This window comes from Streptomyces sp. NPDC058662, from assembly GCF_042716255.1.
In the GTDB taxonomy this organism is placed as follows: domain Bacteria; phylum Actinomycetota; class Actinomycetes; order Streptomycetales; family Streptomycetaceae; genus Streptomyces.
Genome location: NZ_JBHXRU010000115.1, coordinates 1 through 18317 on the forward strand (window position 1 = coordinate 1; position 18317 = coordinate 18317).

Consider the following 18317-nt stretch of genomic DNA (forward strand, 5'->3'; position numbering starts at 1 on the left):
GCCGCACCCCTGTGCTGCCGGTCAGCCCGTCGGGGAGCGCTCGCCCGCCGGCGTCAGGTGGTAGACGGCGAAGGCCCGGTCGATGACCGGCATGGCGACGTTGCGCACGCGCACCCCGCCCGCGGTCATGCCGTGCTCCGTCCCGAGGTGCGCGTGCCCGTGGACGGCGAGGTCCGCCCCCTCCTCGTCCATCGCCTCGGCGAGGAGGTAGCTGCCGAGGAACGGGTAGATCTCCGGCGGCTCCCCGGCCAGCGTGTCCGGTACCGGCGAGAAGTGCGTCAGCGCGACGCGGACGTCGCTGCCCCGGTCGGAGAGCTCCCGCAGCGCCCGGCCCAGGCCCTGCGCGCAGGTGCGGGTGTAGCGGATGAACGCCTTCATCTCCGGCTCGCCGAACTCACTGCCGCTGCGTCCGACGAAGCCTCCGCAGAACCCCTTGGTCCCCGCGATGCCCACGCGGGTGCCCCGTACATCGAGGATCACCGAGGTGCCCTCAAGGACGTGCACGCCGTGCGCCGCGAGCTCTTCGGCGACGGCGTCCTGCTCGTCGCTCTGGTAGTCGTGGTTGCCGAGCACCGCGACGACGGGGACCGGCAGTCCGGCGACCTCGCCCGCCACCACCCGCGCCTCCTCGACGGTGCCGTGCCGGGTCAGGTCGCCCGCCAGCAGCAGCAGGTCCGCGTGGTCGGCGAGGGTGTCGAAGGCGGGCCGCAGGGTGCCCTTCCCGTCCGGCCCGAGGTGGATGTCCCCGACGGCGGCGACGCGGATCACGGCAGCTCCTCCGTCCGGTCGGGCGGACTGGACTGGTTCACCGTCAGATCCTCCTGCCACTCGACGCCCTCCAGCTCCTCGGCCGCGATGCGCAGGACGGTGTCGCGGCACGAGGCGCTGGCGACGGTGCCCCGCAGCACCGCGCGCGAGCCGTGGGTGTCGACGTGGACGCCGAGCTCGGAGATGTCCTCCCGGGCGAGGCGGTCGAGCAGATGGGCGATGCGGTACTCGATGAGGTCGGCCGAGCTCATGGCGCCTCCTGCGTGCTGGACTTGCGGTCGATGACCCTGAGGCGATCGAGCAGGTAGAGGAAGGCGTCCGACAGGGGGTTCGCCCGGTGGTCCTCTTCGAGCCGGTCCCAGTCGATCTGCTCGCGCAGCATGCGGGCCATCGGCAGCAGGTCGCCGTAGTCGCAGTAGTGCTCGCAGAGCGCGGCGAGGCGGCTGTCCATGAGGTCGGTGGGCGACAGGACGGGCATCCACACCGAGTCGACGGCCTTGACCCCGGCCCGCGCGAGCAGCTCGGTGCTGACGGGCCGCCGCGCGAGTTCGAAGATCAGGTCGATCTCCTCGCCGCCGGCGCGTCCCTTCACCAGCCAGTCCTCGGGCGCGCGCCGCATCTCGATGCCGCCGGCCTCCAACGCCTCCACCACCGCGTCGGCGTCCTCGGGCCGGACGCAGAAGTCCGTGTCGTGCTGGAACCGGGCCGGCAGGCCGTGGGCGAAGGCCGCGACGCTGCCGGCGAGGGCGAACGGCCTCCCGGACGCCTTGAGCAGCGCGGCGACCCGCTTGGTGGTCTCCAGGATGGCCTGCGTGTGGTCGCGCGGCAGGGGCCCGTACGCGTCGCGGACCGGGCCGCCCACCGCCTCGGTCGGTCCGGGACCGGCGGGCAGAACCGTATCGGTGTTCACCGGGTACCTCCCTCCCCTCGGCGGGGGCTCGTCGGATGCTTCAGTCGCGGGGATCCCCCTCGCGGGGTTCCGCGACCGCGGGCCGCCGCGGGCTCGCGGGCGAGGGCCCGGGAGCCCGGCGTCGCGCTGCGGCGGTCATGGGGACGGTCATGGCGCGTCACCTGCTGATTCCTTCCCGTACGCGTCCTCGGGGAGCACGGCTGCGGCGCGCTCGCACGCAGTGCGCATGCCCCCTCGCACCCGTCTCAAGCGACAGCTGCTCCATCTGGGCGCGCGCGGGGTACCGGCGTGCCATGCTCAAGGGATGAGGGGTGATCCCGTGCCGGCCGGCGAGAGCGCCGCCCCCGAGGTGCTGGCGCTCGCCAGAGTGGTGGCCAGGCTGCGGTCCGAAGTGGCGGCCCTGGAGGGTGTCGCCGCGACCACGGCCGTCGTCGAGCGGGCCAAGGGCGTGCTCATGGCCCTCTCGCGGATCTCCGCCGACGCGGCGTACGACCTGCTCCTCGCCCGCGCCGGCGAACGGGGCCACACCCTGGTGGAGGAGTGCTGGATCGTCCTGGGCCAGGCCCCCTCCGGCGCCCCGTCCGGGACCGGCCCGCCGCCCCCGCCGGCCGTCCCGTCCGGCCCCGACACGGCAGCGGCCGCCCCGGCTTTCAGCACCGGACGCTACCTCGTCGGCCCGGAGGGCGGTCCCGGGCTGGGCCCGCTCCTCGCCCGGATCGCCGACGGCCTGGCCGCCGCCCGCGGCGGCGACGACATCGCCGAGCTGCTGCGGACCGCCCTCGGCGGGGCGGCCGCCGCCGTGGACGCGGTGATGATCTACTCCCTGACCCCGGCCGGAAGCCTGGAGCTGACCGGCCACGCGGGCATCGGCGAGCCGCTGGCCGACCAGTGGCGCCACATCCCCCCGCTCGCCGGCGTCGCCGCCCTGGAGGCGATCGCCGGGGGCCGGGCCCTGTGGCTGGAGGACCCGGTCCAGGACGCGCGCCGCTACCTGCTCATCGGGGACCCGCCGGAGCGGTGGCCCTCGCGCGCCTGGCTCCCCGTACCGGGCGACGGGTCACCGAAGGCGGCCATCGGCTTCCTCCGGGCCCGGCCGGGCCCGTTCGCGGCCGATACGCGGGCGCTGCTGCGCCGCGCCGCCCGGCTGTGCGCGGGCCCGCTCGGGACCCCGGAGCGGCGCCGCGACCCCGTCGGCGAGCAGGCGCGGAACACCGCCGACGTCACCGCCGTCCAGCGGATCCTGGACGCGCTGGCCGAGCCGGCGATCCTGCTCACTCCGCTGCGCTCGAAGGAGGGCGAGGTGGAGGACTACCGCATCGACGCGGCGGCGCCCGAGTCGGTGGACGTGGCCGGGCGGCGCGGCAAGGAGCTCGTCGGCCGCCGGGTCCTGGAGACGTACCCGACCGTGGCCGGTACGCCGCTGTGGGACGGCTACCTGGAGACCCTCACCACGGGCACGGCGTACGAGGGCGAGCCCTTCACCTACGAGGAGGTGGTCGCCGGAGTCCCGCGCGAGTCCGTGTACTCGGTCCGGGCTGCCAGGCTGGAGGACCACCTGGTGGTGTCCTGGATCCGCCACGACACCAGCGACCGGGAGGCGCGCCGGCTCGCGGACATGCAGCGCCTGGGCAACCTGGGCTGGGCCGGCTGGAACCTGGCGACGGACACCATCATCTGGTCCGAGCAGGTCTACGCGATCTTCGACCGTGACCCGGGCGAGGGCCCGATGACCCTGGAGGAACTCCCGCGGCACCTGATGCCCGACGACCTGCCGCAGCTGGGCGCGGCCGTCGAGCGCCTGCTGAGCGAGGGCGAGGCCATCGACCAGCCGTTCCGCATCGTCACCGGACACGGTGTGAGGCACCTGCGGATCGTCGCCGAGGCCCAGACGGACGTCGACGGCACCCCGGTCGAGGTGCACGGCTTCTTCCAGGACCTCACCGCGCAGCGCGGCGCCGAGCTCGCCCTGCGCGAGAGCGAGCGCGCCGTCCTCCTCCAGCGCGGCATGCTCCAGGCCGAGCGCGCCCTCGCCGCCCGCCTCCAGGAGACCCTGCTGCCGAGCCCGGAGCAGTTCCTGGACCTGGCCGGGCTGTGCATCGACGTCGCCTACGTCCCCGCCGACATCGGCATCAACGTCGGAGGCGACTGGTACAGCGCCATCGAACTCCCCGATCGGAGCGCCCTGTTCGTCGTCGGGGACGTCGCCGGCCACGGCCTGGCGGCGGTCGGCACCATGGCCCAGCTCCGCTTCACCGCGAAGGGCATGACGGTCACCGGCTCGGCCCTTCCCGACGTGCTGCGCCGACTCAACAACCTCCTGCTGCACACCGCTTCGGACCCGTCGGCCACCGCCACCGCGACCATGGTCATGGGCCGCTACCAGCCGTGGGACCGGCGGCTGTCCTGGGTGCGGGCCGGGCACCTGCCCCCGCTGCTGATCCGCGGCGACCGGGCGGAATTCCTCGCACAGCCGCACGGCAACATCCTCGGGGCCACCCTCGACGCCTCCTACGCGCAGGCCGAGGTCGACCTGCTGCCCGGCGACCACCTGCTGCTCTACACCGACGGGCTCGTGGAGGAACCGGGCGAGGACATAGGGGCCGGACTCGACCGGCTCGCCGCGACCGCCCTGCGGCTCCTCCAGGAGGGCCGCGGCGACACCCTGGCCCGGAGGCTCGCCGCGCTGAGCCCGGGCCGCCGCGACGACATCTGCGTCCTGGACATCCACGTCCCCGACGCGTCCTGACGGGCGGGCGGGGGGCCGTCCGGGGGAACCGGGGCGTGTTCTCTGCGTTCCGCCGTCCGGGCGGTGATAGTCGTTCGGTGGCCGGCGCCGCGACGCCGGCCCGGGCCGAGCGACACGAGGAGTGGGATCCATGGTGAAGAAGGCGTTGCTGACGTACGCACTGGCGGCCGGCGTGGTCGTCGGGCCGCTGGGCACGGCCGGCTGGGCCGCCGAGGGCCCCGGCGCCGCGGGCACCCGGTCGGTGGTCCGTCCCGTCGGCGTGGTGGAGACCCGCGCCCCGTTGAACGTCCGCGAGCGGCCGACGGTCCACTCCGGGGTCGTCAAGAGGCTCCAGCCCAACGCCCGGGTGCTGCTGTCCTGCCAGAAGCGCGGAGGCTTCGTCGACGGCAATCCCGTGTGGTACCGGCTCCACGGGTCCAAGGGCTGGGTGTCCGCCCGCTACGTCCACAACCTCCAGCCGGTCCGCCCCTGCTGACCTGCTGAGGCCTCCGCCGGGGCCGCGTCCGCCGCCTCCCGGGCCGGGGCCGGGGAGGCGTCCGCGCGGTGGGTGGGGTGCGGCTCAGCGGAACAGCATGGACGCGTCACCGGCCGGGGTGGCCACCGAGCCCGGGCACAGGAAGCTGCCCGAGGCCTTGGCCGCGGTGAAGGCCCGGTTGACGTACTTGCGGCTGGTCGCGTCGCGGTCCCACACGATGCCCGTCGCCTTGTAGCGGCAGGAGATGAAGCTCTGCCTGCCGGTGATGTCGATCAGATCGGTGCGCGCCGTGCCGGCGGCGTCGTCGAAGACGAAGACGGGGTTGTTGTTGAGGGTGGCGGCGATGCCTCCGCCGCACGCCAGGTTGCCCCCCGGCGTGTTGATCGTGGTGCGGTCGACGGTGAGGGTGTCCGGGGGAAGGGCGCTGGTGCTCGCGCCGGTCCAGCCGCAGCTGTTGCCGGCGACCACGATCACGCCGTCGACCTTCTGGTCGGCGGCCGGGGCCCCGGGTCCGAGGGCGAGTGCGCCGCCGGTGCCGGCGAGGGCCGCCGCGACGGCGAGCGCCGCGGTCCCGGCGGCGCGCGCGACGCGCGACGCGGCCGTGCCGCGGGTGCGGGGGGTGCTGTGCCTCATGATTCGCTCCTCCATGCCACGTACGGGTGGGGGTGGGCGAGGCGCTGGGCCTCACAGGGGGTGCGGAGTGCGTGCGGGGAGAGTCCCACAGCGGCCTCCAACTGTCAGCGGCCTGTCAGGCGCATGCCAATGAATGGCTGGAATTACCGGTCGGTACGACAATGGGGGGAGACCTCGACCGAAGGGGGATCCCGATGCCGCCGGACCGCCCCGGGGGCGCGGACGCCACGGGTCCGATCCGCTCCGAGCCGGGGTCCCTGCTGGAGCACGTGGCCGTGGCCGTCTTCGGCATGGACGACGAGGAACGGGTCTGCTACTGGGGTCCGGGCGCGCGGGGACTGTTCGGCTACGAGGCTCCGGAGGTGCTGTCCCGGCCCGCATCCGCACTCTTCCCCGCCCCGGCCCCGGGGACCCCCGGCGGCGCCGCGCGGCTGGTCGAGCGCGGCCGCAGCCTCGGCTACTGGCGGGCCCGGCTGCCCGCGCTGCACCGGGACGGCGGGGTCTTCGACTGCGGCTTCCGGGTGTTCCCGGTGACCGGCACCGCGGGCGACTCCGTGATCATGGGCCTGGCCAGCAGGGGTGACGAGCTGGACCGGGTGAAGACGAACCTCGGCTTCCTCGACGCCCTCTTCGAGACCTGCCCGATCGGACTGGTCATGCTCGACGAGGAGTTGCGGTACGTGCACCTCAACCAGGTGCTGGCCGACATGGACGGCCTCCCCGTACGGGACCACATCGGACGCCGTATGACCGACATCATGATCACGTCCGACGGGGGCGAGTACCAGCGCATGCTCCGAGCCGTCGCCGAGGAGGGCCGCCCCCTGGTCGGCGCCCTGGTGGGGCTGCGCACACCGGGCAGGCCCGACCGCGACCAGGTGCGGTCCGTGAGCCTCTTCCCGCTGAGCGGGGCGGGGGACACCCGGCCCGGGGTGGGAGGGCTGCTCGTGGACGTGACCGACCGGGAACGCGCCCTGCTCGAAGCCACGGCCGCCCGGCAGCGGCTGGACCTCCTGGACCGGGCCGCGGCCCGGATCGGTACCACCCTGGACCTGGGGGCCACCGCCCGCGAGCTCGTCGACGCCGTCGTGCCCGACTTCTGCGACGGCGCCGTCGTCGAACTGGTCGAGTGGATGCACGAGTCGGAACTGTTCGATCCCCGGCTTCCCCTGGTCACGCGGCGGATCGCGGCCGCGACCACGCTGCCGCCGCCCGCCCCCGAGCTGGTCGGCGGCCTGGACCGGGTCACGTACCCGCCCGGTTCCGGCATCCACCAGATGCTGAGCACCGGCCGCCCGCTCTCCGTCGTCGTCGACGAGGAGTTCGCGAGCCGGACGGCCGCGCACCAGGACCGGGCCCGCCTGCTGCTCGACAGCGGCCTGGACGGCATCGTCATCGCCCCGCTCATCGCCCGGGGCACGGTCCAGGGCATCACCATGTTCGGCCGGTCCGCCGCCCGCTCGGCCTTCACCGAACAGGACGTCACCCTGGCCGGGGAGCTCGCCTCCCGCGCCGCCCTCTGCCTGGACAACGCCCGCCTGTACGCCCGCGTCCAGGACATCGCGCTGACCCTGCAACGCGCGCTGCTTCCCACGGCCGTGGCGACCGACGCGCACGTGGCCGTCGCCCACCGCTACCTGCCGGGCAGCCGGATCACCGAGGTCGGGGGCGACTGGTACGACGTGATCAAACTGCCCGGCGACCGGGTCGCCCTCGTCGTCGGCGACGTGATGGGACACGGTGTACCGGCCGCCGCGTCGATGGGCCGGCTGCGCATCACGGCCAAGGCGCTGGCCCGCCACAGCCGCGGTCCCGAGACACTGCTCGCCGAACTCGACGCGTGCGCCCAGGAGTCCGGCATCGAGCTGGCCACCTGCCTCTACCTCGTCTACGACCCGCACACCGGACGGGCCCGCGTCGCCAACGCGGGCCACCCCCCGGCCCTGCTGCGCCACCCGGACGGCACCGTCGAGACGGTCGGCGCCGGACTGGGCGTGCCGCTCGGAGTGGGCGGCGTCCCCTTCCGCTCGGCCGACGTCGACCTTCCCGACGGGGCGGTCCTGGCCCTGTACACCGACGGACTCATCGAGGCCCGGGGCCAGGACATCGAGGCCGGCCTGGAGGCACTGCGCGCGCAGCTGAGCCGGGCGGACGGGCCGCTGGAGGAGAGCGTCGACCGCATCCTGGCGAACCTGCTGCCCGAGGGGGCGACCGACGACACCGTCCTGGTGCTGGCCCGGATCCACCGGGCGGCGACGCGCCCCGGGGCTACTTGAACGCCGCGAACGCCTTGGTGAAGGCCAGCGGCTGCTGGAGGATCGAACTGCACGTGGCGTCGGCGTAGTTGACGGCACCGGCCGCGCACTGCTTGTCCCGGGTGGCCGACCACATGGCCAGTCGGCCGACTCCCTTGGCCGCCGCGAAGTCCACGAGCTGCGTGGCGTCCGAGACGGTGAAGATCTCGGTCGTCACGTCGTTGACCCCGATCATCGGCGTCACGGCGACGGCCTTCCACGCCGCCGCGTCGGACAGACCGAGGACCCCCTTCAGCTGGGTCTGCGTGGCTGTCGCCGCCTCGATCGCGTACTGGCCCATGTCACCGCTGTACGCCGGCCCGTAGTCCATGGCCATGATGTTGACGGCGTCGATCCGCACGCCGTTCTTCTTCGCGTCGGCGAGCAGCGCCACGCCCGGCTGGGTCAGCCCCTCGGGCATGACGGGCAGGGTGAACGCGACATCCAGGCCGGGGTGGGACTTCTGCAGCTTCGCGATGGCCTGGGCGCGCCGGGCGTTGGCCGCGGTGTCGGGCAGGGCCGCGCCCTCGATGTCGAAGTCGACCTTGGTGAGCCGGTACTGGTCGATGACCTTCCCGTACGCGCCGGCCAGCTCGTCGGCGGTGGCGCAGTTGAGCGCCAGCTCGTGCCCTGCCGCGCCGCCGAAGGAGACCCGGACGTCGCCGCCCTGGGCGCGCAGCGCGCCGATCTGGGCGGCGACCTTGTCGCTCGCGAGGTCGGTGACCCCGCCCCACAGCGGGGCGCACCCGCCGCCCGAGGTGATGAAGGCGAGGTGGAACTCCTTCACACCGGTCTTGGCGGCGGTGTCGAGGAGGTCGTAGGAGGGGTACAGCGAGGTGTCCACGTACGGGGCGAACCGTGCTCCCGCCACCGGGACGGGCGGCGCGGTGGGGGTCGCCGTAGGAGTCGCGGTGGGCGGGGCGGGGGAGGTGACGGGCGCAGTCGGGGTGACGGACGCGGTCGGAGCGGTGGTGGGACGGACGGTGGGGCTCCCGCTGGGCTTCGGCGTCGCGCCCGAACCGGCCGAGCACTTCGCCCCGTTGATCCGGCAGTCCGTCGGGTCGCCGGGGGCTGCGCTCCCCTTCGTCACGAAGCCCACGGTGACCGAGGCCCCGGCGGCGATCGTCCCGTTCCAGCCGGCCGGTTTCACGGTCACGCGGTTGCCGTCGACGCGGTGCGAGCCGTTCCACAGCGAGTCGACGGAGGTTCCCGCCGGAAGGTCGAACTGCAGGGTCCAGTCGGACTGCGCCGTGCCGGTGCGGTTGGTGATGACGTACTGCCCGCTGTAACCGCCCTCCCAGGAGGTCGACTTCGTGTACACGGCCCCGACGGCGGAGGCCTGCGCCGTACCGGAGAACGCGAACGCCGCGCCCCCGACGATCGCCGCCGCCCCGATCGCCCCCACGGTCTTCGCCGTTCGACCTGCCCTGCGCCGGTGACCGCCTGTGCTGCTCATCGCGTGCCCGCCTTCGTTGTGTTACTGGTGAGTTGGGTGATGCGGCTGCACGCTAGCCGCCTCGAATTGGACATTCGTTCGTTTGTGGGCGTCCGTGGCGAACCTTAGGTTCCAGTTAAGGCGGCGGTAAGCGGGCGATCAGGAACCCGATCCGTACCTGCTGAGCCGGGGGCGACGGAAGGGCTCTCCTCAGGCGGTCACGGTCTCGCGGCGGGGCTCGCTCCCGCGGTCGGCCGTGCGCGTGCTGAACAGCCGGTCCGCGGCGAAGGCTCCGGGCCCGGTGAACACCAGCAGGAGGAAGGCGAAGCAGAACATCGCGGAGGGCTCGCCGCCGTTCTGCAACGGCCACAGCGCGTCCGGCTGGTGGACGGTGAAGTAGGCGTACGCCATCGATCCGGACGCTACGAAGGCGGCCGAGCGGGTGCCGAGGCCGAGGAGGATCAGGCCGCCCGCGACCAGCTGGATGGTGGCGGCGTACCAGCCCGGCCAGGCGCCGACGGCGACCGTACCGCCGCCGTGGGCGCCGCCGAGGACGCCGAAGAGGGAGGCGGCGCCGTGGCAGGCGAAGAGCAGTCCGGTGACGACGCGGAACAGGGCGAGGGCGTAGGGCTGGGCGGCGTTGAGACTTCCGGTCACGGAGGGCTCCTTCATGGTGGGGGGAGGGGAGTGGCCCGCGATACGTGCGTGACGTGCACGTCGGCGAGCCACAGGTTAGGTAGGCCTAATTTGACTGGCAAGGTCGATTTCCGGCCGCCGGGGGGAGGGCGGCGGCGCGGGGACCCGTTGGAAGCGGAAGGCTGTGGAGCGCAGGTAGCGGTACCGGGGCCCACCCTGACCGGGGCACCGGTTCGCGGCACGGAGGCGCGCTCGACGCCGATCCGGTGCCCCGGGACCGGGCCGAAGCGCGCGGGCCCGTCCGCGGTGGCGGCCCGGATGCGCGTACGACCTCGGGCGCCCGGCCGGCACCGCCCCTCCACGGCTCCGGTAGCCGCGGACCGTGGGCCGCCGACGTGGAGGCGCCCTCCCCGGCCCGCCCGGCTCGCCGGGAGCGGCGCCGCGGCGGAGGATGGGGAGTTGTGATGACCGTTCTCGTGGTCGGCGTCCCGGAGGGCGAGGAACTGGAGCGCCTGCGTGCGCGCATCCAGAGCGACCCGCGCTTCCGGGTCATCTCCCATGCCGATGAGCCGGCCGTCGCCCTCGCGCACGCCCGCGCCCTGCTGCCCGACGTCACCGTGCTCGCCCTGCCGGACGGGCTGGCCAGTCTGGCCACCGATCCGGGCGTCCTCGGCGTCTTCCGCGGGGTGCGCGCCCTGGACCCGCCGAGCGGCGTGGTCCTGCGGACCCCCGCTGACGGCGGCCCGGCGCCGGTGTTCGACCTCGCGGTGGAGGGAGCGGTGCACGTCGTCCGCGACGGCGACCCGGACGGCCTGGCGTCGGCCCTCCGGACGATCGGACTCCGCCGGGCCAGCTGCGACCCGGACGGCTCGCACTGACCCGACGCGAACCCGCCCGCCCGGAACCTGCCCCGGCCCGCGTGAGCCGCCCCACCCCCGCGTGTCCCCGCCCCGCCCCCACCGTGTCCGCTGGCGGGCCGTCCGCCGGTGGTGTCCGCTGGAGGGGTGAGCCCTCTCTCCCGAGGCAGCTGGTGGGCCGGGCTCCCGCCGGCGGCGGGAGCCGCCGTGATGGCCGCCGGCATCATCTCCGTCGGCCTGCACCTGGTCGGCCGCGAGGCGCTGTCCCTGGCCGCCCTGGTCCTCGCCGCGGCGCTGTGGCTCGTACTCGCCGCCGATTTCACGGCCCGCCTCACGGGCGACCGGCGCCGGTTCCGCGCCGAGGCCTACACCCCCGCCGCTCTCACCGCCGTCGCCGCCACCACCGTGCTCGGCACCCGTCTGGCGATGCTCGGATGGCGGAACGCGGCCGCCGCGCTGCTGGTCGTGTCCGCCGCGCTCTGGCCCGGCCTGCTCGTCGCGGTCGTCCGGCACTGGCGCCGACGCATGCCCGGCGTCGCCTTCCTCGGCTGCGTGGCCACGCAGGGGCTCGCCGTCCTGGCCGCGGTCCTCGCCACCCCGGGCGGCCCGGACCCGCTCGCCCGGGCCGCGTCGGCGGCCTTCTGCCTCGGCCTGCTGCTCTACGCCGCGGCGCTCGTACGGTTCGACCCGCAGGAGGTGGTGCGCGGCGCGGGGGACCACTGGGTCGCGGGCGGCGCGCTCTCGATCTCCGCGCTGGCCGGATCCAAGCTCCTGGCGTCCCCCGTCTGGACCGGCGGCGCGCACACCGTCCTGCGGATCGCCACCCTGGCGCTGCTCACCGGGTCCCTGGCCTGGTACGCGGTGCTCCTCTACGCGGAACTGCGCCATCCCCGCACGCGCTACGACATTCGGCGCTGGGCCACGGTCTTCCCGCTCGGCATGACGGCCGTCGCCTGCCTCTCCGCGACGGAGCCGGCCGGCGTCGGATGGCTGCGGCCGCTGGGGGAGGTGCTCCTGTGGGTCGCCGTGGGCGCCTGGCTGCTGACCTTCGCGGCCTTCCTCCTCGCGCGCCGCACGGCGCTGCGCCGAACCCCGGCCCATGTGGCGCCGCCCGGCCCGTCTCAGTAGGGTCCCGTCATGGCATACACGTTCCAGGTGACCTTCGATTCGACCGATCCGCACGCCCTCGCCGACTGGTGGGCCGACGCCCTCGGTTGGGAAGTGGAGCCGAGCGACGAGGCGTTCATCCGGGGGCTGGTCGCGGCAGGCCACGCGAGCGAGGACGACACGACCACCCACAACGGCAACCTCGTCTGGAAGGTCGGCGCCGCGATTCGCCACCCCGATGGACCGCAGCAGGCGCCGCGCGTGCTCTTCCAGCTCGTGCCCGAGCCCAAGACGGTCAAGAACCGGGTCCACCTCGACGTCCGCGCCGGCGACGAGGACGGCAGGGCCGTGGTCGAGCGCCTGCTCGCCAAGGGCGCCGGCTTCCTCCACGACGGCCGTCAGGGCCCCTACGAGTGGGCCACCCTCACCGACCCGCAGGGCAACGAATTCTGCATCACGTACTGAGAACCCGGCCCGGCGCGATCCACCGGCTCGGCGCAGGCCTTCCCACCGTCCACCTCGACCAGGCGTAATCGAGTACCGGGCCCGCCCTCCCACAGGTGAGAATGAGCCATCTCGACCCGGGAGGAACCCCATGAGCCAGGACCGCCTGACTCTGCACGACCTGCTGCCCGCGCAGGAGCTGGCCGACGCCATCGAGGCGGGCCACGTGAGCCGCAAGCGCCACCCCGACCTGCCGCTGTCGCTCTACACGTACACGCGGACGGCCCAGTACCAGCGTGTCTGGAACCAGGTCACCACGCGCTGCCGGGGACTCGTCGCCGACGACACCAGCGGGGCGATCGTCGCCCTGCCGCTGCCGAAGTTCTTCAACGTCGGGGAGCACGAGTCGGGCCAGCCGTACGCGCCCTCCCTGCCGGACGAGCCGTTCGAGGTCTACGACAAGGTCGACGGCAGCCTCGCCGTGGTCTTCCACTACGCGGGCAACTGGCGGGTCGCCTCCAAGGGTTCCTTCACCAGCGCCCAGGCGACCTGGGCCCAGCGCCGCCTCGACACCAAGGACACCGCCGCCCTGCGCCCGGGCACCACGTACCTCGCCGAGATCCTCTACCCCGGCAACCGCATCGTCGTGAACTACGGCGGCCGTCAGGACCTCGTCCTGCTCGCCGCGTTCGGCCCGGACGGCGCGGAGGTCCCGCTCACCGAGGCGGCGTCCCACTGGGAGGGCATCGGCTCCGTCGTCACCGTGTGGCCCGCCATGCCGCTCGACGCGCTGATGGCCCTGGCCGAGTCCAACACCCTCCCCGGCGGCACCGCCGTGACCGGCACCGACGCCGAGGGCTTCGTCCTGCGCTTCGCCTCCGGCGTGCGCGCCAAGGCCAAGCTGTCGGAGTACGTACGGCTGCACAAGGTGGTCACCGGAGTCACCGAGCGCGACATCTGGCGCGACCACGGCATCCAGCGCTCCGCGGGCCTGCCCGCCCGGCACATCGCCAAGGGCCTCGGCTGCCCGCTCGACGAGGTCGAGGCCTCGGGCGGCAAGCCGCTCGACGCGCTGCTGGAGCAGGTCCCCGACGAGTTCGACTCCTGGGTGCGGGAGGTGATCGCCCGGCTGGAGGACGCGGCGGCCCGCCACGAGCGGGCCATCGACGAGGCCTACGCGGGCATCGCCCACCTGGCCGCCGACCGCGGCGCCTTCGCACGGGCGGCCAGGGCGCTGGGCGACTGGCGGCTCGGCGCCGCCATGTTCCTGCGCCTCGACGGACGGCCGACAGAGCTCACGACCTGGCGCCATGTGCGTCCGGAGACGGCGGACCCCTACCTGACGGACGAGGAGAACGCGGCAGCGCCCGGAAAGGCCCGCGTACCCGCGCACCGGACCGCGCCCGACGCCGGGGTGAAGGCCGTGCCCGCGCCCGGAGCCGGTGCCGCCGCGCCCGCGCGCCCCACCACGCCGCTCGTCCCGGCACCGGCCGCGGCGCCGGCTGCCGCGCCGGCCGTGGTCCCGGTCGTGGTCCCGGTCCGGGCGGCCCGCACCGACGAGGAGCGCCCGCTGCCCGTCGTGCACCTCATGACAGGCCTGCCCGCCTCGGGCAAGACCACCGCGGCGCGCGCCCTCCAGGCGGCGTCCGGCGGTCGGATGCGTCGCGTCAACCTGGACGACCTGCGGGCCATGCTCGACCTGCCGGACCCCGGACGGGGCCGCTCCTTCGCCCACGAGCAGACCGTGCTGGAGGTCCAGGACGCGGCGGTCCGCGCCGCCGTCGACGGGGGTTTCGACGTGGTCGTCGACAACACCCACCTCACCAAGAACATCCCCAAGCGGCTCAAGGCGGCCGTCGGCGGACTCGCCACCTTCGTCGTGCACGACTTCACCGACGTGCCGCTGGAGGAGTGCCTGCGCCGGGACGCCGCCAGGGAGCGCCAGGTCGGCGAAGAGATCATCCGCGTCCTGGCCGACAAGCACCGCAAAGCCCGCAAGGGCGGCTGGCGGCTGACCGCGGACTGGATGAACAGCACGTCGGGCACGGCGGCCGTACCGCCCGTCCGCGCGTACGTCCCCGACCCCGCACTCCCCGCCGCCGTGCTGTGCGACATCGACGGCACCCTGGCCCTGACCGGCGACCGCGGCCCGTACGACTTCTCGCGCTGCGAGCTCGACCTGCTCAACGCGTCGGTCAAGCACGCCCTCGACGCCTTCCGGCGGGCCGACGGCGACGCGATCGTGCTGCTCTCGGGGCGCGGCGAGGAGCACCGCCCGCAGACCGAGTCCTGGCTGCGGCGGCACGGCGTGCCGTACGACGAGCTGTGGATGCGCGCGGCGGGTGACACGCGGCGCGACGACATCGTGAAGGCCGAGCTGTTCGACGCGCACGTCCGCGACCGCTACGCGGTGCGGGTGTCGCTCGACGACCGGGACCGCGTGGTGGCGGTCTGGCGCCGGATGGGCCTGCCCACCTGGCAGGTCAACTACGGCGATTTCTGAGCGCGCGATGACGGTGCTGATCGTGGACGCCGCCAACGTCGTCGGGTCCGTACCCGACGGCTGGTGGCGGGACCGGCCCGGCGCGGCCGAGCGGCTGCGCGACCGGCTGGCCCTGCGCGAGGCCGGTGAGGAGATCATCCTCGTGGTCGAGGGCGCGGCCAGGGGAGTGGAGTCCGTTCCCGGCGTACGGGTGGATCCGGCGCCCGGGAGCGGCGACGACCGGATCGTGGAGCTGGCGGCGGTCCACGCGGAGCACGGCTGCGTCGTGGTGACCGCCGACCGCGAACTGCGCGAACGCGTCCGGGCGTACGGTGCGCGGTGCGTGGGGCCGCGTGCCGTACGCCCGGCGGACTGACCGACCGCGGGTCAGGGTCAGCGGCAGTACTTCACCGTGCCGAGGTTCTGGACGTAGCGGGCGGAGACCCAGCGCTCGCGCTCGTACCGCGCGCGGTCGTCCACGTCGCTGCCGTTCTCGCGGCCGCCGTTGCCCCAGTCGCCGCTGTCCTGGCCGTTCTCCTGGCCGTTCTCGCGGCCGTTGTCCTGCTCGTTCTCCCGGCCGTTGTCCTTCTCGTGCAGGCGGTACCACAGGCGGTTCCCGTCGACCGCCTGGCCGTACTTCTTGCACTCGATCTCGACCTTGCGGTTCGGCTGGACCTGACCGACGATCCGTGCGCGCGTGGTCGGCTCGCTGCGGACCTTGAGCGGTCCGCGGGAGACGACCTTGCCGACGACGTACCGGTCGTACGCGGCGGCCTGGCTGGCGGCGACACCGGTGACGGCCGCCTGCGACGGGGTCTCGACGACGGGATTCTCGTCCGCGACGGCGACGCCCGCCCCGACCAGACCGAGCACCAGGCTTCCGGCGGCGAGAGCGAGGATGGTCCTGGTGGGCTTCAGCATGAGCCGGCTCCTCTACGAAGACATCCGCCCGGCCGCGGCGCGCGGCGCGGGGTGGCGACCTGGCGGTCGCCACGGACGACTATGGCGACGCGGGGGCGCGCCGTCCCGCTGACTCACCGCGTTTTAGCCCGAAATGCCCAATGCGTCCCGCCGCCGAACGGCCGAGCGGACGCACGCACCCCTCCGCTTCCGACACCCCCTGGGACGGCTGCCGGCCCCGGCCGCTGCGCCCGTGACGGCTGCCGGGATGCGGGGGGCGGCGGGCCGCGCGAGAGTGGGGGCCATGGGTATCGAAGACTACGGCGGTGGCGCCGGCGCGCATCAGACCGGCGTCCTGGTCGTGACGACCAACGACGTCCCCGGCTACCGGGTGGAGCGGGTCATCGGCGAGGTCTTCGGACTCACCGTGCGCTCCCGCCACCTCGGCAGCCAGATCGGCGCGGGCCTGAAGTCGATGATCGGGGGCGAGCTCAAGGGGCTCACCAAGACGCTCGTGGAGACCCGCAACCAGGCCATGGACCGGCTCATCGAGCAGGCCGAGGCGCGCGGTGGCAACGCCGTCCTGATGATGCGCTTCGACGTGACCGACGCCGCCGACGTCGGGACCGAGGTGTGCGCGTACGGCACGGCCGTCGTGCTGGTCCCCTCCTCCGCATAGTGCGGTGACCGGACCCGGACATCCGCTTGCGCGGAGGACCTGTGCGTGGGGCCCCCGGCGGGCAGACTGGACGGCGTGACGACGACACTGAACAAGGGCGCCAACGTTGCGGTCGAGGCAACCAGGGTCAGGGCAGTGCTCGGCTGGTCGGCCGGGCCCGGCGTACCGGACGTGGACGCGTCCGCCCTCCTCCTGACGGCAGGCGGACGCGTCCGGTCGGACGCCGATTTCGTCTTCTACAACCAACCGGGCCATCCCTCCGGCGCCGTACGCCACCACGGCAAGCGGCCCGGCGCCGACACCGTCGAGGTCGATCTGGGCCTGCTGGAGCGGGACATCGAGCGCGTCGTGCTCTGCGCGTCGGCCGACGGGGGCACCTTCGGGCAGGTACCCGGCCTGAACCTGCGCCTGATCGACGCCGTGTCGGGGGCCGAGCTGGCCCACTTCGCGATGGCGGCCGGTACCGAGACCGCCTTCGTGAGCGGCGAGCTCTACCGGCGGGCGGGGGCATGGAAGTTCCGCGCCGTGGGGCAGGGGTACGCGAGCGGACTGGCCGGCCTGGCCACGGACTTCGGCATCAGCGTGGACGACGATCCGGGCACCGCGACAACGGCCGCGCCCGCGCGGTCCGCGGCCTCGCCCGCGCCGGTACCGCGGCCCGCGCCCGCCGCGCCGGGACCCCGCGCGCCCGTACCGGCCCCGCCCGCGCCGGCCGTCCAACCCCAGGGCCCCGCCGTCCGCATGGTCAAGGGCGAGGAACAACTGCCGCCCGACATGCGCGAACGCCTGTCCCTGCGCAAGCGGCAGGTCGCGGTCAGCCTCAGCAAGCAGGGCGTCACGGGGCTCACGGCCCGGATCGTCCTCGTGCTCGACGCGTCCGGTTCCATGTCGGCCCATTACACGCGCGGTACCGTCCGGGGTGTCGCCGAGCGGATGGCCGCCGTCGCGGCGCAGCTCGACGACGACGGCCAGATGCAGGCATGGACCTTCGCCTCCCAGCCCGCGCGCCTGCCCGACCTGGTCCTCGGCGAACTGCCCGAATGGCTGCGCCTGCACGTACGGGTCGGGCAACTCAGCCTGTTCGGCCGCAAGAAGCCGCCGAAGGGACTGGAGCCGGGCCAGGTCGACATGCGCGCCGTCGGGATCGGGAACGAGGAGCAGAAGGTGATCGCGGAGGTCCGGGCCTACGTGCGCGCCCACCCCGTGCCGGATCCCACGCTGGTCCTGTTCTTCTCCGACGGGGGCGTGTACCGCAACGCGGAGATCGAGCGGGAACTGCGGGCGGCGGTGGAGGAACCGCTGTTCTGGCAGTTCATCGGCCTGGGGCGGGCCCAGTACGGGGTGCTGGAGCGCTTCGACACCCTGCCCGGGCGGCGGGTCGACAACGTCGGGTTCTTCGCGGTGGACGACATCGACACGATCTCCGACCCGGAGCTGTACGACCGGCTCCTGTCGGAGTTCCCGTCCTGGATCCGGGCTGCCCGGCAGGCCGGCATCCTGCGTTGAAGGCGGCCCGGCGCGGGGCGGGCGGTCGGCGCGCCGGTGTGCCGGCGGTGGCCCGCGCGGGGCCGGGCGGCGCCGTGCCCGCATCCGGTCGGGTGGCGGGCGAAAAGTTTTCCGGCAGCGGCGGCAACCTCGGGGGCGGTCGCGCGTCGTGCGGGGGTGAAGGGCGTCGTCCGACGACCTCGACCCGACCCGACCGTGGAGAACCACCGTGATGGAACACCAGCGCGCCCCCTTGTACCTGGGCAGGGCGGCCGTCACCGCCGCCGCCGTGGGGGTGCTCGTCGCTCTCGGCGGGCCGGCCTCCGCCGCGGCCGGTCCGCCGGCCGTGTCCGCCCCGGTCCCGGCCCCCGCGGTCCCGACCGCGCTGTCGGCGGTCCCGCCGGCGCCGTCGGCCGCAACGCCGAGCGCCTCGCCCTCGCCGACCGCCCGACCCGCCCCAGTCTCA

17 protein-coding genes and 1 pseudogene are annotated in these 18317 nt (G+C 74.2%); 11 read left to right on the plus strand and 7 right to left on the minus strand.

Going from position 1 to position 18317, the window contains the following annotated elements:
• Positions 1-21: 21 nt before the first annotated feature.
• From ACFWUQ_RS27515 to ACFWUQ_RS27525, 3 genes are read right to left on the minus strand one after another with little or no spacing between them, the layout of a single operon-like run.
• A complete protein-coding gene (locus ACFWUQ_RS27515) occupies positions 22-768 on the minus strand; it encodes a metallophosphoesterase (protein ID WP_384543321.1) in 747 nt (248 codons plus the stop codon).
• A complete protein-coding gene (locus ACFWUQ_RS27520) occupies positions 765-1019 on the minus strand; it encodes a BON domain-containing protein (protein WP_384543323.1) in 255 nt (84 codons plus the stop codon). The genes ACFWUQ_RS27515 and ACFWUQ_RS27520 overlap by 4 nt, the downstream gene beginning before the upstream one ends.
• Entirely contained in the window at positions 1016-1678 is a 663-nt protein-coding gene (locus ACFWUQ_RS27525) for a nucleotidyltransferase family protein (protein ID WP_384543325.1), read from the minus strand. Before ACFWUQ_RS27525 ends, ACFWUQ_RS27520 begins: the two co-directional genes overlap by 4 nt.
• 304 nt (positions 1679-1982) lie before the next feature.
• On the opposite strand from ACFWUQ_RS27525, the gene ACFWUQ_RS27530 reads away from it, so the two are divergent.
• Together ACFWUQ_RS27530 and ACFWUQ_RS27535 are read left to right on the plus strand one after the other, a co-directional pair.
• Positions 1983-4424, plus strand: coding sequence for a SpoIIE family protein phosphatase (locus tag ACFWUQ_RS27530; protein WP_384543327.1), 2442 nt, complete (start codon positions 1983-1985; stop codon positions 4422-4424).
• A gap of 130 nt (positions 4425-4554) precedes the next feature.
• Positions 4555-4899, plus strand: a complete 345-nt coding sequence (locus tag ACFWUQ_RS27535; RefSeq protein ID WP_384543330.1) for an SH3 domain-containing protein — start codon at positions 4555-4557, stop codon at positions 4897-4899.
• 84 nt (positions 4900-4983) lie between these two features.
• On the opposite strand, the gene ACFWUQ_RS27540 is transcribed toward ACFWUQ_RS27535, so the two are convergent.
• Positions 4984-5532: a hypothetical protein gene (locus ACFWUQ_RS27540; RefSeq protein ID WP_384543332.1), complete on the minus strand. Its 549-nt coding sequence runs from the start codon at positions 5530-5532 to the stop codon at positions 4984-4986.
• A 194-nt stretch (positions 5533-5726) separates the two neighbouring features.
• Here ACFWUQ_RS27540 and ACFWUQ_RS27545 point away from each other — a divergent pair, with 194 nt between their 5' ends.
• Positions 5727-7808, plus strand: coding sequence for a SpoIIE family protein phosphatase (locus tag ACFWUQ_RS27545; protein ID WP_384543335.1), 2082 nt, complete (start codon positions 5727-5729; stop codon positions 7806-7808).
• Here ACFWUQ_RS27545 and ACFWUQ_RS27550 read toward each other — a convergent pair.
• The gene (locus tag ACFWUQ_RS27550; protein WP_384543338.1) at positions 7801-9282 is read right to left on the minus strand and encodes a cellulose binding domain-containing protein; all 1482 of its coding nucleotides are present in this window, start codon (positions 9280-9282) and stop codon (positions 7801-7803) included. The two genes, ACFWUQ_RS27545 and ACFWUQ_RS27550, sit on opposite strands and share 8 nt — an antisense overlap.
• A 189-nt stretch (positions 9283-9471) precedes the next feature.
• Positions 9472-9933 carry a DoxX family protein gene (locus ACFWUQ_RS27555; RefSeq protein ID WP_384543341.1) on the minus strand — a complete coding sequence of 154 codons (462 nt, stop codon included), beginning with the start codon at positions 9931-9933 and terminating at the stop codon, positions 9472-9474.
• 428 nt (positions 9934-10361) lie between these two features.
• Here ACFWUQ_RS27555 and ACFWUQ_RS27560 point away from each other — a divergent pair, with 428 nt between their 5' ends.
• The 5 genes from ACFWUQ_RS27560 (at position 10362) to ACFWUQ_RS27580 (ending at position 15163) form a co-directional block, all read left to right on the plus strand.
• On the plus strand, positions 10362-10775 hold the full coding sequence (locus tag ACFWUQ_RS27560) for a hypothetical protein (protein ID WP_384543343.1): 414 nt from the start codon (positions 10362-10364) through the stop codon (positions 10773-10775).
• A gap of 126 nt (positions 10776-10901) precedes the next feature.
• Positions 10902-11882 carry a hypothetical protein gene (locus tag ACFWUQ_RS27565; RefSeq protein WP_384543346.1) on the plus strand — a complete coding sequence of 327 codons (981 nt, stop codon included), beginning with the start codon at positions 10902-10904 and terminating at the stop codon, positions 11880-11882.
• 9 nt (positions 11883-11891) lie between these two features.
• Positions 11892-12326, plus strand: coding sequence for a VOC family protein (locus tag ACFWUQ_RS27570; protein WP_384543349.1), 435 nt, complete (start codon positions 11892-11894; stop codon positions 12324-12326).
• A gap of 130 nt (positions 12327-12456) precedes the next feature.
• Positions 12457-14808 carry an AAA family ATPase gene (locus tag ACFWUQ_RS27575; protein ID WP_384543351.1) on the plus strand — a complete coding sequence of 784 codons (2352 nt, stop codon included), beginning with the start codon at positions 12457-12459 and terminating at the stop codon, positions 14806-14808.
• A 7-nt stretch (positions 14809-14815) separates the two neighbouring features.
• Positions 14816-15163: an NTP pyrophosphohydrolase gene (locus tag ACFWUQ_RS27580; protein ID WP_384543354.1), complete on the plus strand. Its 348-nt coding sequence runs from the start codon at positions 14816-14818 to the stop codon at positions 15161-15163.
• 17 nt (positions 15164-15180) lie between these two features.
• Here ACFWUQ_RS27580 and ACFWUQ_RS27585 read toward each other — a convergent pair whose 3' ends face one another.
• Entirely contained in the window at positions 15181-15708 is a 528-nt protein-coding gene (locus tag ACFWUQ_RS27585; RefSeq protein WP_384543357.1) for an SH3 domain-containing protein, read from the minus strand.
• A 283-nt stretch (positions 15709-15991) separates the two neighbouring features.
• On the opposite strand from ACFWUQ_RS27585, the gene ACFWUQ_RS27590 reads away from it, so the two are divergent.
• From ACFWUQ_RS27590 to ACFWUQ_RS27600, 3 genes and pseudogenes are all read left to right on the plus strand, one after another.
• Entirely contained in the window at positions 15992-16366 is a 375-nt protein-coding gene (locus ACFWUQ_RS27590; protein WP_384543360.1) for a YbjQ family protein, read from the plus strand.
• An 87-nt stretch (positions 16367-16453) separates the two neighbouring features.
• Positions 16454-17872, plus strand: coding sequence for a VWA domain-containing protein (locus tag ACFWUQ_RS27595; RefSeq protein ID WP_384543363.1), 1419 nt, complete (start codon positions 16454-16456; stop codon positions 17870-17872).
• A gap of 211 nt (positions 17873-18083) precedes the next feature.
• Positions 18084-18317, plus strand: a pseudogene (locus ACFWUQ_RS27600) (hypothetical protein); the annotation flags it as partial.